The sequence below is a fragment of the Legionella santicrucis genome (genome assembly GCF_001468135.1).
Classification (GTDB): domain Bacteria; phylum Pseudomonadota; class Gammaproteobacteria; order Legionellales; family Legionellaceae; genus Legionella; species Legionella santicrucis.
In genome coordinates this window covers 565,882-583,595 of the sequence record NZ_LNYU01000091.1, presented here as the reverse complement: position 1 = coordinate 583,595, position 17,714 = coordinate 565,882, and the positions used below count along the sequence as shown (strand labels likewise).

Here is a 17,714-nt window from a genome sequence, read left to right as displayed (position 1 = left end):
CTTTTAGCGCGTCCCTAAGTTTTCATTAGATTTAGGTCCTAACATAATAGGTACCTCCCCTTGAGTTCCGTAAATATCAGGCCTATCACCGATATGAAAACCTCGTTTAAGACTTGAAACACGGCGCGCAGATACGGTAATGTCTTTATTAGTACTTTTTCCAGTCACAATGGTTGGTCTTAATAAAATGACAAGCTCGCTTTTTTGTGAGTTTTGTTTTGTAGCGCGTACTAAAGTGCCTAGAAATGGTATATTGCCAAACCAAGGCAGCTGTCCAATTCCCTCAGTCGTTGTATCTTGCATTAAACCTCCAATAACCACTACTTGGCCGTTTTTAGCATGTACCATGGTATCTGATTCACGAATGGTGCTATTGGCTAAAGGTAAATCCAAGATTCCTCCTTGAGTTCCTAAATCAATGACCTTGCGTTGGTCTTTGACTAAGCTTACTGTGGGATGTATATGCAATGTAACTTGACCATTCGCATCAATTTGTGGCGTAACATCCAAAGTAATCCCAGAGAAAAAGGGAGTTAAATTAACATTTAACGTAGGCTGAGTCACAAGGCTTGAAGTAACAATATTTTGATTTTGAGAGACGTTGGTTACAAAAAACTCATCAAATCCTACCTTTATGGCCGCGCTTTGATTATTCATAGCCGATACACGCGGGCTTGAAAGCACCTGAACATTCCCTTGTGTTTCCAGTGCTTGAATAACTGAGGTAAAATCCTGGGGATTCCAGTGAATGTCAATATCAAACGCTTTAGGAAAACTGGATTGAGTAATATCAACTTCTGGAAAATTACTTAAAGCGTTGAGTCGGCTCCCAAAAAGTTTCCAATCAATTCCCATCTGAAATTCATTGGTCAAATTGACTTCCAGGATTTTCGCTTCAAGAATCACTTGTCTGTCCATGCTGTTTTGCACCATATCAAGATAACGCTCTACTTGTTTAAGCTCTCTAGGGGGAGCATGGACAACAACTAAACCAGCCACATTATTCACTGTAACTGAACGGCCATCAGCTTTACCGATCATCTTTTTGACTGTATCTTCTAGTGACTTCCAAAAATTAATATTACTCTTGGTTTCCACATCACCGACAACCGCACTGTAATTTTGATTACCATTGCTAAGTACACCCGAAAGATTGCCACCAGAAACACTAGTTCCTGTATTTGGGCTTCCAGGGGTGCCTGCGGTGGTCACCTCACCTGAACTTACAGTCATATTTGAACGACTTTTTCGTTCTAACTCCAAATAATTTACTTTAAAAATTTGAGTTCTTAATGTGTTAGGTAAAATTTCATACCCACCAGGAATGGCATTAAAGGAATAACCATATGCGTCCTCAAGTGCTTGAAGCACTTGCTCTATAGTAACTCGTTTCAAACTTAAGGTAATATTCCCCTTAATTTCAGGGCTTACTACCATGTTAGTTGAAGTATCTGCAACCAATCCCATATAAAAAGCTTGTGCAGGAACATCCTTAACTGCTATATCAAAGCGCTGGGGACCACCTCGTGATCTTGCATCACGAATTTTCAGACTTGGCAACAACGCTCTCACTGGAGTACCCCGCCCCTTGGTATGATCCGATCTCATCACTATTTTATTATTAGCAACTGCTTGCTGCATCACGCTGTTCATCTCATCAATGGCTGTTCCCTTTATTGGTGCATGAGTATTACAGGCAGTTAGAAGTAAAATTATTGCTATTATCCCTATTCGCATCAATGAGTTTTCCACAAGCGTTTGCCAAATAAATATAGAATCTTTCTACGTCCAGCGTAAAACAATACCACATGATTTTTATCAATAGCAAGAACGCGAGCTCCTTGAATACTGCTGCCTGTTCCCACTATCTGACCATTAATCATAGCCAGTCGTCTCATTGGTCCAATTAAAATACTTTGCAGATTATAATTATCCTCAACGATGGATTCATGGACTAAAGGATTTATGAGGGGTTTTGTTGGATCATGTAATGCAGCATTACTTATATTAATTAAGTTAAAGAAAAAAAAGCAAAAAACAAGAAATTGTTTTTTTATACTCATTGGTTTTGACCCTGTTTTATTATTAGTTGCGCACTTTTTGGTTTCAGAGTGTAAAAATCAACGGTAATCAGCCCCTCTGGATATTTTGTAACAGTATAATCAAACTTATCCCAATAAAGCCGCCATGGTAATTGTTCCAGACGTTGCAAATATTTTATTACCGGAAAATAAGTACCTCGCATAATCAATCGGTAATGATTCGTTTGTAAAGTTGGTGGGACTGACGTTTTAACAGAAGGCGATTTAGGTGTCGTAGTACTCGTTTGTGGAGGAGCAGGAATAGGTATGACCGTACCAAAATTTTCTATGGTTACCCCCATAGTTTGTTTTAACATATCATGTAATAGCTTTGCTAAATCACGTTCTGAAATATAACGCTTATTATAATGACTAATTTCTTTATCTAATGTGCTAATCTCAGTAGTTAACTCTTTAAAATGCATAATGGTGTTTACTGTCCCTGGATTGTTGATCAAAATCTCGATGATCTTCTTTTTTTGTGTTACTATAGTTATCTGATCGAGTACTTTTTGAACTTTTTGTTCTTTTTCGTTTCTTGAATTTATTATTGGTTTCACAATAGCAAAAAACCATAAGAAAAAAAGAACTACTACAATAATCAAGAGCAACAGCACTCTGTCTCGCTCACTTAGGTGATCAATTTTTTGTTTTAATAGATATAATTGCTTTGTGTAAAAGAACTTTAGGTCCATTTACTTTGCCCCCTGGACTTTTGTAATAGTCTGATCAGTTTGTTCAATAATTTCTTCTTGTGGTCCAAGATCATTTGTGGCAATAGAAAATTTCAAATAAGGATGATCTTTTATTGTTTTTACAAAGAACAAATCAAAGAGAACATTTTTAAAGGAGTTGGTAGTTAGCAGCCTACTCATAAGTTCTGATACGGAATCAGGGCGAATAGCATACCCATTTAACGTAATACTATCGGAATCATGATTAATTTGAATTTGATTTAACCATAAAGTATTAGGAGTTATTTGAGCAAGGTCGAACATATATTCAGAAAATCCACGTCGAATAATGAGATGCTCCAATGAATTAATCTCTGCTTTCTTGGCTTGCAGTTTTTTCTCAAGGTTTTTGACTCGCGTTACAAAAGGAATGTCGCTGACTAACAATGGATAAGCCTTTGCCAGTTTATTGTAATCTTGTTGAACAAACATTAAGTTCTTTTGAGCCACTTTAAGTGATTTATAAACTTGGAAATTAATTAGTTCGAGAACTACTGAGAGAATAACTAAAATGGCTAAGACAATGAGCACTACCAAACCTATTAATGATGCAGGCAATCGACTGGTGCTTTTAGGAATGTCCTTAAGAAAATTAATGGATTGACTCATGATTCACTTTTCCTATCTAAGAGCATTAAAGCACCGCCAATAGCATAAAAAACCTTTTCCATGATTTCAGGAGCAATCGGTTTGGACGTAAAAAATGAATTGATGTCTAATAAGTTCACTTCCTTGTTAAGTTCTGTTTGTAAATAAACAAATAGATCTGTTGCTTTATAAAAACTGGGAGTAAAGAAGATTTGTTTAGGCGCAGGAAGTTTGAGCTCCATTAAACAATAATCAATACTACGCTGAATTTCTAACAATATATCCTGATTTGCAGAACTATTAGGCTGTGTAATTGTTTTGTTCAAAGGTAAGGTACGAAATAGATATAAGTCTCCCATGTAATATATATGGTGGTGACAGTTCTCATCATTATAGCTAATGACTATAATTGGTGTCTCAAGTGATATTGGTTGAAGTAATAAAAGTTTGCTTAAAGCCAATTCACTGATGCTCACGGCAGTAACATTCAATAAACAACTTTCCATTAAAGATACTTTATGGAGTAATGCCGACTGTAATGTCACCGCAACAAACGCTTTTTTTCGTTTACCGCCCGCGCCATGTGGTGGTACTGCAAAAGCATCTACGACTATATCATTTAGAGGATAATCAACTAGACCTTTAAGTTGCCAACGCAAGGCTTTAGAAAGCTCGTTTTCAGGAATTTCGGGCATATCGACTAATAGCAGTTGATAGAGGTCTGGAGAAAGAATCACTTGACACGAACGTCCAACTAGATGATGTTTATTTATGTCTTCCTCTAAACATTTAGCAAGAAGAGCAGGGGATGGCTCCGTAAAGTGATGCTCCTCACAAAACAGAATGCTCTGATTATCTGCTAGACCAACAAGCGAATATCCAGAATCGCTAAGCAAGCAAGACAGAGGTTGAGGCGATTTAAATTTACCTAATCCAAACATGCATCATCCTGATCATTGTTCATGAATGGCAGTATAAACCGAGATATTCCTAATGTCGATTCAAAAAGGTATTGAAAGATACTGATAATTATATCAATTTTTCTATGTCCAATACTATTACATATCACTTAAAAAAACAGTATTGATTATAGGAACAATTTCACTGCCATTACTTAGAGTCATATTTATAGTCACGGCACGAACAGCCTTCAAGGTTGTTGTTGCAGTAAAATCAGATTGATAATAGCTAAGCGAAAAATCGGTCACTTGATTACTGAGTGTCTGAGCTGAAACACCTGTTCTTGTCAAAATGGGGCTTGACCAACTATAAGATATAGTCGTACCATCTGTAGTAGTAAATGTCACATTGGTTGCATTTATTGCAGAAAAACGACTCGCCTCTTGCAACTCTTTAGTCATACGTGTCATGGCTAAAGTTGCCTGGGTGGTTAAAGCGGTAACCTTTACCCCAGTAAAATAGTTGGTAAAGCCTGCACTTAACATGAGAGATACAGCAGCGACAACCCCTCCCGTAATCACCATCACAATAATCATTTCAATGAGAGTAAATCCCTTAATCGTTCGCATAATTATATACACTCGTATTAATAGTGGCATTACCAGCGCCGGTTACATTGATGGTGATTGTTTTCGGGTTAGAACCTGTAATAGTAGGAGTACTTACGATAAAATTATTCGCTGAAGCATAATTCGATAAAGTCGTACATATATCAAGATCTGGTGTGATCGTACAAGGATCGTTTAAAGCTGTATAACCGTTTATATCTCGGTTCATCAAAATGATTTGCATGCGTGCGTTCGCTAAAAAACTGGCTTGTGGTGTTATTCTTGAAATACCACTGTAGCGTTGAGCTTGATTTATCCCAATTAATAATCCGCCTACAATAATCCCCATCGTCACTATGAAAGTAATAAGTTCAATAATAGAAAAACCACGTTGTTTTTGTTTTGACATGATTATCCCCTTATTGATTATGCAATACCGTAGGAGTTACCCCAGCCCCGGTTCTCGATCCCGTTCCACTTACTGAATAAAGCGTGTAGCTTGTAGGTAGTGAGATAGCAGTCCAAGTTCCACCCGTATAACGATAAGCTAGAGTACCTGCGCCTACGGCTAAACAGTCGTTTGAAGAATTACAATGAATGCCAAGTAAATTCATGGTTCCTGGGGACGCTTGGGCGACACAAGACGCATTGGATGTAATAGGAAGACTGCAATTAAAGATTACTCCATTGTTTCCTACAACCATACAATTACTTGTACTTGGGCAGTGAACCTCATTAAGCGATTGACCAGTAATATTAAAAGCATTACTCCATGAAAAACCATTAAAATAATGAACTGCACCAATACTGCGCACAAGAACACAACTATTAGCCTGGGTGCAGTCTATACCATTCATCGTACCGCCTATATTAATCCGATTAGCAAATGGTGTAGTAGAATTCACTGGAAAAACATAAAGATCATTAGGAAGTGTAGCCATGCAAATGTCATTCATACAACTCACACTTGAAACAGGTACACTCCCCACACTATTCGTATGATAGGATGTTCCGGTCCCTGTATTATACATGAGCGGCCACTGTGGACTTTTTTCTTGACCTACTATCCAGCATAGTGTTGGATTACTGGGTACATCACAAGAAACGGCTGTAAAATTTGAGCCGCGTTCCGTTCCAAGTAACGACCAAGAACTCCCGTTAAATTGAAATATATAGCCGGTGTTAGTGGCAGTCGAACCTACAGCTAAACCATAATTAGTACTGATATCTATACCTCTTAAGGTAACCCCGCTTGTTGTCAGCGATGTTGACCATGATGTACCATTATAATTGAGGATAACCCCATTACTACCTCGAGTTCCAACAGCATAATAGCTACCTTTAGCTAATAATACTGCTTGAGCGAGCATTACCTGGCCATTTGGTGCATCTAGAGAAGGAGCTCCGCCTTGGCTATTGATTATATATTGTGACTGACTGACTACAGCACCAGAAAAATGGGATGCAGCAATTGTTCCATTTTGTCCCCGTCGCGCATTGAGTAGAGTATTCCCACTTATCCCATCGTAATAGATTATTTCTGAATCGATAGATATGGCTCCAAAAGTCTCGAAATTGGCAATAGAAGCAAGCGGAATTGAGGACGATGAAATAGACAGAGAACTGGTAATCGTTGTTGACGCTTGATCTTGACTGCAATTGTATTGGTATTCCCCTTGGCCTGGGATCAAAATAGTGGTACTCCAGGCATTATCACACATCCCAAGAGACAATTGGTAACTGCCATTTTCAATGCCTGTTATAGCTAAATCATAGGCATTATTGGCGGATATAGTGCTTATAGATGAATTGGTACCGCTTATAATCATTGAGACAAAAGCAGTAGCAAGTCCAGCTATAACAACAAGCAGAACTGCAATAACCATCATCAAAAATCCGGATTGTTTAACCATTTATAAACCCCGTTTCTGCAGAAACTGTAAGTGTTTTAGTACCGACTCCAGATGCGGTAATGGTAATTGTTGCACCTGATGCAGGTGCTCCCATGGAATTAAAAGTAATGCTCATTGGAGACAGGGTGATTCCCGTAGGCATGCTTACAGAGTATGCTCCATTTGGAGGATTAGGGGAGATGGTATAGCCGTTTGTTGAAAGAATAATACTATAATTTGTATTTAAGCTGGTCGCTAAAACTTGAGTATAACGTATGTCGCGTCTTAATTGCTCTGTTATAGAAGACAAACTGTAAAGCGACATCGATGGAGTTTTCATTCCAAAAAATAGCACAATAAGGCCAATGATTAAAATAATGATAATCAGTTCAATAAGGGTAAAGCCAGATATGCGTCGCATCACAAATCCCTGTCAGTAAAAATATTCCTAGCTTTTAAAAAATATAGTACAGCTGGCTTTATCTAATTGCTATGTATCTGTTTAAAAAGATATAAATTATCAACTTAATAAAATGGAAAACTTCTCATCTATGGTCTAGCATAAATTCATAGAGAGGGAAATGTTCCATGAGGCAGAGAAGAATAATGAAAAAAGTAATCATTGCCTTAACCATCACAGTCTCATCAATGCTGCTCAGTAGCTGTGATACCATGTGCTGTGATGATGGCAAAGGTCATTGTTGTCCAACGGGAAAAACCCGGACTTGTCCAAAGAGTGGTTATAATGCATGGTGGTATTAAGAATATCACTAGTACCACAAGTTTACCTCGCAACAGCCCTGGTTCTGGGGACATTTAGGGCTGTTGTGCAAATGCGTCTATTATAAACTTAACAGTATACCTTGCTCCGGTTTAATTAATTCTACGCCAATATCATTTTCCTGGGACAATTCGTTTATAACCTGCCTGGCTGAATCTTCCTTAGAGTTTGAAAAGTCAACTAATCTCGGTTTGATATGAGTAACAATCACAGGCAATCCCCGTAATGAGTTTCTTAAATTTAAAGGATCAACAATCGATGCCAATTGCCGCAATTCAAGCATAAATAAATTTGGCTTTAAATGACCAAACAATTTGTCATCTGGTTGTGAATTTAAAAATGAACACTCTAGCATGATGGCATGAAGCTGTTTATTTCTGATAAGTGGTGCAATTTCGTTCCAAATAGACTCCATGTTTGTCGATTTTTCAATCCTATCAGCACCTGTATCACCAAAATATAAGATATATTCGGTCTTATAACGTATTAAAAAAGCGCTTGATGCCATTCCACTATGACTTAAAGGAAACGCTTTTACGTGCAGATCTGTATTAGGAATAGCAACCCACTCAAGTAATGGCATCGTTTGATAATGCTGATAATTCAAGTGCGGAATTTCTCCCCCATCTCCAAAATTTCCCCAAACAGACCAATTAAAAATATTTTTCTGCAATGCTTGCATTGTTTCTTCGCGCGCCATAATTGTTTGCTGCTCTCGCAATTCGGGTTGCGCCATCACAAGCCCCATAAGATGATCAAGATGTGCGTGAGAAATGAGGTAAGTTGGGATATGTTTTTGCAGCAAATCGTCAATATTTTTATGATGCACTGATTGTTGATTGACCGCAACTTCAAGCCCATGGACTAAAGTACCCCCATCAAGAGCGGTATAATTTTCACTTTCGGTGGTCTTTAATAAATAAGCTGATAAATTTCCATCTTTCAAACCACCATAGACTCCCAGAGGAACAATTTCGAAGACAGGTGCACAATTTGCTGTATGAGACAACAAAATAAAAAGCGTAATCAATAACTGGCGCATGCGGATTTCCTTTCAATGATGCAGGTAAGTTTGTAAAATAATATAGTATATGACTGACTTCAATCATTTATAGATACGGTATAAAAAAATTAGTAGCATAATTATTAACGCAAGTGTAGCCTGTTTAGACGAAGTCGTGATACGGAACTAAACTCGCCAAAAACAGGGTTATGTCTCAAAACCAGCTCAATGGCTTATCAAGTATTTATCAATATATCAAAATGGGATAAATTAGCGAAAATTGGGAATATTATTGCGTTCAGCCTCCCCTCTTAAGACTTGAATTTTGTGAAATTATTGGCAAATATGTACTATAATTTACCATTAGTTGTTGTTTTACACAGAGTTCCTATGAAAAATAAAACAGAAACAAAGCTTAAAAAAGCATTATTTTTTAAAGAATATTCTCATCTATTAAAACACTTAGCACAAATTTCTGAAGAAGATTTAAAAAATAATCAATTACCGGAGCCTTTAAAGCACGCTTATGCATACCTTGCTCGGCGAGAAATAGGTGCCAATGCAACCGACATATCATATGGTTTATTCCGTAGCATCCATCCAGTAGCTCACAAGGGAGGCATATATAGTCGAGAAGGTTGTTTAGCTAAGACAATAACTATAAGTAAGAAAAAATTTAAAGTTGTTCCAATTGATGAATACGATTTAAAAGAAATAGAACAGTTTATAGATTTAAAAAAGATAAAACGTATCGATCCTAAATCTAATTACGAGAAAAATGATAAAGGTTATTATTATAAATCGGATTTACATTATAATAATTTTGCCCATTTTGAAAAAAAAATCTTAGGTGATTTACTAGGAGAACGAGATAAAAAGACACCTTTTATTGGCTTAGCTTATATCAATAATACACCTGTATTCATTATGAATGACGAGTTTGATAAAAAAAATAACATGTTTGGTCAATATACTGGCTTTACTATGTTGGCATCGAATGCGAATAAGTTCTTTTTTAATCTAGCGAGGTGTTATAATTCTCCAAAAGATTTTATAGATAAAGAGTTAAATTTGAACCTTAACGATCTTTACGCCGATGAATCTAGCAGCAAGAATTTTGAAGATAATCCGTATGACAAAATTAAACAGTTAAAAGAGAATCCTTCGATTGTAGAATTATTAAAATACACTACAGATTATCGAGGCCTTATTGCAAACAAATGGCTAAATACAATTAAACTTATAGAAAGTAATATCGATAAAAATTTGTTTGATAAAAATAAAAAAGTAATTTTACAGTTAATCAACTTATTAGAAAAAGAACTCGCCAGAGCATTTGAATATTCAAAAGAAGACCCAGTTAGGTTTGAATATTTTTTTGAGAATGCGTCGCAATTGCTTTACCATTTATTTCAATTTACAAATAAAGATGCGTTATACCATGACTATTTACAAGAGCTAAAAAAAATTACCTGTCCACAAGGTGATGTAGACTTTGCTCTAAAAAATTCGTGTATGAACGCGATTTTATCTGCTACTTATTATGCTCATGAGCAATTTCAAAAAATAAATGAGCGTCAATTAAATGATCCAATAATGTTAGCCGAATACCAACAAGTAATTGACAGCGAATTAGATAAGATACAACAAAAAATCAAAACATTAGAGTTATCCTACCCCTCAGAAACTTTAGAGAAATTATCACTCGAAGAACAACAAACCCATCAAAAAGAATATTCGACATTAACTGAAACAAAAAATTTTATTCTAAAAAATAAAGACAAATGGCTTACCGACGAACTGGAAACATTGAAAAAAATTTCAGGAGGAGGTTCTCCTGATGCGGGTTTTTCTTTTTATGATAGTAACGAAGAGCAGCATGATATTATTAATTCTTTAAAGGAAATTACTAAGAAATACAGTAATAAATTTTCACTAAATTATAGATTTGATAATTCTTTTTATTTTGAAGTTAGACAGGCTGAATTATCTTCATGGAAAAAATCGAATGAGAATCAAATTATTTATGTAGCCCCTGTTTCTGAGTATTATCAGGATGTGGACGTTATAAAGCAAATTATTTATAAGTTAGCAGATGGTAATGATAAGAAAGAGATTCCTCCCACTACGAAATTTTATGTCATCGTGGATGAAACACTAAAAAAAGACCCAGGAATTGTGCAAAAAATTTTTGATGAATTCCCTGAGCAATGTATAGGCGTTAGTATCGTTAATTCCTATAATAAATCAACAATGTATAAACGAGCACCTGCAGGCTTTGTCATGCATTGTAAAAAAGCAGGCTCCGAAGAATTAAAGCATGAAGATGTAATCCATCAACAAGATTTTTACCTATCGACTTTAATTGACCATTACATTGAATTAAAATCGGGTTACGAATTTGAAAAAAGATTAAAAGAAAATCAATCATTAGTAAAATTTTTTCTAACTAATCCCAAACAACCCAATTCACAACTGGAAGATTATCCATTATTTTTGCGCTCTGGATTATTACATGATCATGAAGACTTACCTATAAAAAAAGAAATAAATCGATATAAAATTCGCGATAGTTTTAATTTTTTATTCTCAAGTTCTGCAAATTTTAATAATGTTCAAATGAATGATGGGACTAAATTATTTCAGCGTCGTGCATCCATGGGAGCCATTCGCTCAGGACAATGTTTGCACCAGCTGGCACATTTCTATTTTCGTGGTAAGAAACGTGGTGAGCTTTATCCAGCAATCCAAGAAGCAGTAAACAATATTTTAAATCAGAAAGAAGTTAATCTTACAGATGCAAAAATTGTATTACTTGCCATCGTGCGTGGTTTAGAATTAGGGGTGAAGGAGGAAGATATTCCCAAACTCAATCAACAGCTAAAAACAAGCTTGGAACAATTTCCGGAGGATGTAAAAAAACATATTAATTTTGTACTTACTGGAGTGGACGAAAGAGACAAGGACAGTAAGTTATATCGATTTTTCCATCATAATAAAGTATATTCAGAGTTAGAAGTCAAAGAACAACAAGAAAGACCCCGCGCCCCGAACTAAAAATGGTCTTTAAGCCCTCTTTTAATTTCAGTCATCGCAGCCTTGATGCAGCAAAAGCATCATCAAGGATAACAACATATCCACTTCCCACAAATGAAGCCAGACCTTTCCAATTTGCCCCAGCCCGTCATGTGAAACAATGGGAGTTAACATCCTAGCAGTTGCCTTTATAATTTGCTTTTGATAGTCAATTGATTTGTGAAAGATGATATTATCCAGACAACTATTAAGACGCGGACTCAATTATATTTTTTACGCAGTTAATGGGAAATAAATGTAATACAATCAATATGGAGATAAATAAAATATGAGAAAAAAACGATTAAAACTATTTAATATGCTTGTCTGTCTTGGCTCGCTTGCCTTTAGTCAAAACTTAGCAGCCATTCATCCTCATGCCTCAAATTTAAATGACTTTGCAACACTCATTCAAGCCTATGAAAATAGCTTATTTGAACGTTCTCCTGAAACAGCTTTATTTTTAGATCGTAAAGAGATCCCACAGGATAAATTTACTGATAACTCTTTTGAAGCGATATATCGCTGGCAATCCCAAGAGGATTACTACTTATCTGCACTTAATGAATTAGATCCCAATAAATTGCGTGGAACTGCAGAATATACAACCTATTTGTTGATGAAAGAAACTTTGGAAAACAATAAAGACAGTAGGCTATGTAAAGAGGAGTTGTGGGATGTCAATTCTGCAGCGGGATGGCAAAACAACGTAGTAGATATTGCAACAAAACAACCCGTAGGTACCCCTGAAAACCGCGCAATGGCCCTAAAACGATGGACTACTTTTCCCCAACTGGTTCATAATGAAATTCGTAATTTAAAAACCGGTATCTCCCTCGGTTTTACTGCATCGAAACCCACAGTCGAGCGCGTTGCTAAGCAAATACATCTCATGATTAGTGAACAGGCAGAAGAATCACCTTTTTATGATTTTGCCAAACGAGATAACGATGCCACATTTAAAGAACATGTAGCCAATCTTATTACTACAAAAATTAATCCCGCATTACAAGAATACGTTGTCTTTCTTGAGAATGAATATCTTCCTATAGCACGTAAGGAAGTTGGAGTTTCAGCCCTACCCCCTTCCGCTCAGCTGTGCTATCAAGCGAAGATTAAACAATTTACTACCATAAATATAAGCCCAGAAGTCATTCATCAATTAGGATTGACTCAGATGGAGCGATTAAATAAGGAGGTTTCTGAAATAGGTTATAAGTTATATGGCATCAGGGATATGACCGAAATTTTTCACAGAGCTCAACAGGAATCAGCACATTATTTTTTAACAGAACAAGATATATTAGATTATAATATGGCTGCTTTAAATAAGATAAAAGAGCAAATCCCGCTATGGTTTGACTTGATCCCTAAATCCGAGGGGATAATTAAACCGTACCCGCTTCATAGGGCTAAAACAGGCGCTTCCGGAGAATATCATCCACCTACTGAAGATGGCTCTGAACCTGGTATTTTTTATATTAATACTTATGAACCAGAAAAAATCAGTCGTATTGATCAACAAGCAACCTTGTTCCATGAATTAATCCCCGGGCATCATTTTCAAATCGCTTTGCATGTAGAAAATAAGTCATTACTTTTTATGAACCGATATTTTCATAATTCGGGATTTGTAGAAGGATGGGCTTTATATGCAGAGCGACTTGCTGATGCTATGGGTGTTTATGATGACGATATTTCTCGGCTTGGTATGCTATCTAATGAATCGTTTCGTATTGCACGATTAGTAATAGATACTGGGATACACAGTAAACATTGGACCAGACAACAAGCAGTTGATTATTTGAGTACGCACTCTGCAGTAAATGCTTCTATCATAGAAGGTGAAATTGATAGATACATAGCCTGGCCTGGACAAGCTACTGCTTACATGATTGGTAAACTTGAAATAGAACGATTGCGTGATTTGGCAAAAGCAGAATTAGGTTCTGCCTTTAATATTAAAGAGTTCCACAATCAAGTACTACAAAATGGCACAGTGACTTTAAACATACTTAGGGAACAAATGATGTATTGGCTGAGTACGGTCAAAAATTCGCAAACAGCGTATGCAGAAAAATCCTAAGCGTGTTCCTAGCTTTTGTTTCTGTTTATATAACTGCCTACATACCGCTGAACAGCAGCTGAATGTAGGTCAATTATAAAAGTAATCTTGTATTCTTAATTCGTATTTGGGGGCACTTTTAGAAGCAAAATATGCTCCCTTGGTCGCTTTATGACTGAAGTCAAGCCATGCAAACTTACCGAAAGATTGAAATTCGTCGGATAGATCTTCCAGAGCAATTTGACGATTTTCAGCAATAAAACCTTGCAAGACTCACATGACCTTCTTTTAAATGTTGCTGATGTTTTACGACTTCGTCTATGCATTCATTTAAGTTATATCTAAAACTATCAAGCTCTGCTGCTGTTTGATTTTGGTGATTAACAATGGTGCTATCAACACGCTCATCTGCGAGTAATCGTTTAACACAGTCTAGATGACCACGCTCTACGGCATCATGCAAGGCTGTATAGCCCACATTATCCTGTTTATTAGGATCCAATTTGCGATCTGCAAGGAATAACTCAAGAACAGCGACATCACCAATGGATGTAGCCCAGAATAGAATAGGTTCTGAACTTGCTTGTATCGCATTGATATCAATTGCAGGGGTTTTAAGAAACATTTCTATTATTTGAAACGCCTGGTTATACTCTTCTCCTTTTTTGCCTGCTAATCTGCGTATCGCATCTCCTATAGGAGTAGTACAATAATGATCACTCGTCTCAACGACTTTAATATTAGGATAAGCAAGTAAACATCCACGAATAGCTCGCATGTCATTAAGACGGATAGCAACAATGAGATAATCTATATTTTCTTTGATAATGCCGGGGTTGCTATTTTTAAATGTTGTCTGAAAATACTCGAGATCTGCTTTTCTTTCTTGCTCTTTAAGTTCAATCGTCTTTTGAATATCCTCATCTTGGGTCATCTTAATTACAGACTCCCCCCGATGAGGACCTTTAAATAAGGTGCTTGGATAATCAATCAAGAGTTTAGCAGTATTTTTATGTCCATTTCTAAGTGCTAATTGTAAAGGCGTAATACCATTTACGTTACTGGTATCTGGATTAGCGCCGCCATAATAGACTAATGTACGAATATTTTCATCATTTCCTGCTCTAGCTGCAGCATGAATACTAGTACTGTAATCATGAGTAGGTTTTGCCACTGTTTCTGGATAACGCTCCATTAAGGACTGTAAAATCTTGGAATCCTTAGAAGCGGCATAATAGGCACTGTACTCACTGGGTTTGGCTCCATGTTGGAGTAAAGAGCGTACCAAATCTACTCTGTTTCTTCGGATAGCATAATCTAGTGCATGATCACTATCGGTCCTAGTAACACTGGCACCTGCATTGATTAATACATCAATCATTTCAACAGAGCTCACCAAACATAATGGTTCTTCACCATACCAATTAGTTTGATTAACAGCATTAGGAAACATCTGTACAAGTGATGAAGCAAGAGCTAAGTTGTTATTCAGCACCGCAAAATGTAATAAATGATAACCTTGAAAGATTTGTTTTGATAAAGGCCAGGATTTTAACTCATCTAAATCATTAGTAGTTACTTGATCATTAAGGAAGCGTTGCAAAATTTCTAGGCGCTCATTTGTAGGTTCTAGATGCACACCTAAAGTTTGTAGTTGCTTATCAAATTGTTCTGTAGATTTTCCATAAGCAATTAACTTCCACCGTTTCAACATAAATTCAGTTTGCACTATTTCCTGATTCGCTTCCGTATTAAAATGCTCAGCTAACAATCGTTTTATTAACTCAAGTTGTCCCTCTGGCATTAGTTTCTGAATAATTAATCGCATGAGCAGATGCGGTACAGTTGGATTATTCGCATGAAGAGTAAGATATTCTTCCAAATAAAACTGTTCAAAAAATGTTATAGTATCAGTAAGTAATTGATCGGCTATATTTGCAGGTAAAAAAAGCTGATATTTAGTTTTTAAAGCAATTAGCAGACTGTAAAGACTGCAATTGCCTACAGTTTGAAAATCACCCGAAATACTATCTATAAATACCAATCCTAGAAGACTGTGCAAATCTCGTTGAATATATGCTTTATTTGATTCCCACTCATCTTTATAGAGTGTAGAAAACATGTCTTTGGTTATATTTTCAGGTTTAGATATTCTGTAATGTTCTATCGTGGCATCAGTACTGCATCCACCACCATTATTACGATACAAATCATTCTGTTTAATAACAAGATCTATCGTATGTTCAGGCCAACCCGTAATGATTTCTACACCCTCATTTTTACTGTCTTCTATCATAGAGAGCAACATATTTTCTTTAGAAGTATTTGTAGATTGGTAATACGAATGGGACATAAAATAAAGACGCATGGCTTTTACTGCCATGTTTCTTACCTTTTGGATAGCATCTAAATACTCTGTATTCTTATTATTTGTTTGGCAATGAGAAAGGTATGCATTCATTAAATATACCATAAATGGCGCGGTATCCCGAGGAGTACTTCCTGTGAGTTTGATACGGTGGTTATCTTTAGGTATTGAACCACTTAATGAAAATAAATGGCCAAACATTTTACTTGCTTTCTCAATATCTTGTCTTGATTTTGCACGAAGACATTCATCTTCTAATGCAAGCATTCCTTCATCTAAATTATCTGGAGAAAAACTAAATTCATTTAAATAAGATAAAGCACGTAAGCGTTCATCACTGTTATCTGGGGTCAAATTTTTTATATGGCTAATAACTGCTTTCAAATCAAGCTGAGGTTTGAGTATTTTGAAATTGTTATTAAGTACGATGTTTGTATATCCATGTGGATTCTGAATCGCACACTGAGCAAAGCAATATTCAACATCGATATTAACCTGAGCATCAATAAGCTCTTGGGTTAAAGCAATGATTGTCTCCTCAGATACCAAACCTTGGCGAAAATTATTAAAAAATTCTGCTACAGTCGTTTTCAGAATTTCTTTACCACCTCTTTGATTTTTACATAGACTAAGGAGTGTAGGGAATGCAGATTTAAGCGTATAATCATCGCTTTTGAGGAGTTCACTTAATATAGACTTACCATCTTTATATTTATCAAGAAGCGATGTGGGATGAAGTTTAAGGATCTGAATTAATAATGCATTATTTGCATAGTCTGATCTACCCGCTTTATTCTCAAGGATTAAATCAAATACGGATTTACCTTCATTATTTTTATGATCAACATCAATAGCTTTATTAATAAGTAGTTGTGCGATCTCTCCTGCCTGAAATTCGCAAGAAATAATTGCCAATTGCAGATAATTATTTTCATCTTTATCTAAGAGATCAATGTCACATTGTTCATGATTGATTAAAGCAGTAACTAACGCCATATTCTTATATGCTGTATCACTTAAAATTAAATCCAATGCAGTCTGCCCATTATTATTTTTAATGTTTGGATTCGTTTGTGGATGACTAGCCACGTCTTGTATATGCTCTTTATGAGCAAATACATTCTCAGAAATCATATGTAACAATATAGAATTATGTTTGGATGTTTTAAGATTGGGATTGAATTTTTTGTGCCTTATAAACATTTCCATGGAGCCACGAGAGTCCCAATCATGAGAATTATAGATAAATTCGAAAAATGTTTTGTCACTTGTAATTATTTGATTGACATCAAGGTCTTCTTTTTTAAGCAAGAGTTTGAAGAGTTCATTTTCATTGTATCGCATCTCATGATCTAAATAATAACCCAGGAAAACATTATTCTGATTATCAATTGCACTTACATCCGCTCCAGCATTTACTAACTTTTGAAGATAGTCAAAGAAATATAGAGTTTGTGCATGTCTTGACTTGGCTAAAATATGTAAAACAGAATCACCCTCGTCGGTTCTATCAGTGACTGAAAAATTTGCTTCTTTAAGCTTTTCTACTACGTCATACGAATTATCTATCTCATTGAGAAGTTTTAGCAGACTGGAGCTATTCATATATTTTGGGCAAT

Annotated in this window: 14 protein-coding genes; 3 read left to right on the top strand and 11 right to left on the bottom strand. The window is 36.0% G+C overall.

Features of this window, described 5'->3' with window-relative positions:
- Positions 1 to 3 precede the first annotated feature (3 nt).
- The 9 genes from mshL to Lsan_RS20325 form a co-directional block, all read right to left on the bottom strand.
- The gene (mshL, locus tag Lsan_RS20365) at positions 4 to 1,737 is read right to left on the bottom strand and encodes a pilus (MSHA type) biogenesis protein MshL (RefSeq protein WP_058515925.1); all 1,734 of its coding nucleotides are present in this window, start codon (positions 1,735 to 1,737) and stop codon (positions 4 to 6) included.
- On the bottom strand, positions 1,737 to 2,063 hold the full coding sequence (locus tag Lsan_RS20360) for a hypothetical protein (RefSeq protein ID WP_058515924.1): 327 nt from the start codon (positions 2,061 to 2,063) through the stop codon (positions 1,737 to 1,739). The genes mshL and Lsan_RS20360 overlap by 1 nt, the downstream gene beginning before the upstream one ends.
- Positions 2,060 to 2,776 (bottom strand): hypothetical protein, encoded by a 717-nt coding sequence (locus tag Lsan_RS20355; protein WP_058515923.1) that lies wholly within the window; start codon positions 2,774 to 2,776, stop codon positions 2,060 to 2,062. Before Lsan_RS20355 ends, Lsan_RS20360 begins: the two co-directional genes overlap by 4 nt.
- A complete protein-coding gene (locus Lsan_RS20350; protein ID WP_058515922.1) occupies positions 2,777 to 3,424 on the bottom strand; it encodes a PilN domain-containing protein in 648 nt (215 codons plus the stop codon). It abuts the gene before it with no gap.
- A complete protein-coding gene (locus Lsan_RS20345) occupies positions 3,421 to 4,344 on the bottom strand; it encodes a hypothetical protein (protein ID WP_058515921.1) in 924 nt (307 codons plus the stop codon). Before Lsan_RS20345 ends, Lsan_RS20350 begins: the two co-directional genes overlap by 4 nt.
- A 117-nt stretch (positions 4,345 to 4,461) precedes the next feature.
- Positions 4,462 to 4,932 carry a PilW family protein gene (locus tag Lsan_RS20340; RefSeq protein ID WP_058515920.1) on the bottom strand — a complete coding sequence of 157 codons (471 nt, stop codon included), beginning with the start codon at positions 4,930 to 4,932 and terminating at the stop codon, positions 4,462 to 4,464.
- On the bottom strand, positions 4,919 to 5,320 hold the full coding sequence (locus tag Lsan_RS20335; RefSeq protein ID WP_058515919.1) for a type IV pilus modification PilV family protein: 402 nt from the start codon (positions 5,318 to 5,320) through the stop codon (positions 4,919 to 4,921). The genes Lsan_RS20340 and Lsan_RS20335 overlap by 14 nt, the downstream gene beginning before the upstream one ends.
- Before the next feature lie 10 nt (positions 5,321 to 5,330).
- Positions 5,331 to 6,824, bottom strand: coding sequence for a hypothetical protein (locus Lsan_RS20330; RefSeq protein ID WP_058515918.1), 1,494 nt, complete (start codon positions 6,822 to 6,824; stop codon positions 5,331 to 5,333).
- On the bottom strand, positions 6,817 to 7,224 hold the full coding sequence (locus tag Lsan_RS20325; RefSeq protein WP_058515917.1) for a prepilin-type N-terminal cleavage/methylation domain-containing protein: 408 nt from the start codon (positions 7,222 to 7,224) through the stop codon (positions 6,817 to 6,819). Before Lsan_RS20325 ends, Lsan_RS20330 begins: the two co-directional genes overlap by 8 nt.
- A gap of 185 nt (positions 7,225 to 7,409) precedes the next feature.
- Between Lsan_RS20325 and Lsan_RS23255 the strand changes: the two genes are divergently transcribed.
- Positions 7,410 to 7,565: a hypothetical protein gene (locus Lsan_RS23255; RefSeq protein ID WP_165397037.1), complete on the top strand. Its 156-nt coding sequence runs from the start codon at positions 7,410 to 7,412 to the stop codon at positions 7,563 to 7,565.
- Between the two features lie 80 nt (positions 7,566 to 7,645).
- On the opposite strand, the gene Lsan_RS20320 is transcribed toward Lsan_RS23255, so the two are convergent.
- Positions 7,646 to 8,626, bottom strand: coding sequence for an MBL fold metallo-hydrolase (locus tag Lsan_RS20320; protein ID WP_058515916.1), 981 nt, complete (start codon positions 8,624 to 8,626; stop codon positions 7,646 to 7,648).
- Between the two features lie 351 nt (positions 8,627 to 8,977).
- Between Lsan_RS20320 and Lsan_RS20315 the strand changes: the two genes are divergently transcribed.
- Together Lsan_RS20315 and Lsan_RS20310 are read left to right on the top strand one after the other, a co-directional pair.
- Positions 8,978 to 11,644, top strand: coding sequence for a hypothetical protein (locus Lsan_RS20315; protein WP_058515915.1), 2,667 nt, complete (start codon positions 8,978 to 8,980; stop codon positions 11,642 to 11,644).
- A 307-nt stretch (positions 11,645 to 11,951) separates the two neighbouring features.
- On the top strand, positions 11,952 to 13,748 hold the full coding sequence (locus Lsan_RS20310) for a DUF885 domain-containing protein (RefSeq protein ID WP_058515914.1): 1,797 nt from the start codon (positions 11,952 to 11,954) through the stop codon (positions 13,746 to 13,748).
- Between the two features lie 229 nt (positions 13,749 to 13,977).
- Here the strand turns inward: Lsan_RS20310 and Lsan_RS20300 are convergent, their stop codons facing one another.
- On the bottom strand, positions 13,978 to 17,700 hold the full coding sequence (locus Lsan_RS20300; RefSeq protein WP_058515912.1) for an ankyrin repeat domain-containing protein: 3,723 nt from the start codon (positions 17,698 to 17,700) through the stop codon (positions 13,978 to 13,980).
- Positions 17,701 to 17,714: the final 14 nt, after the last annotated feature.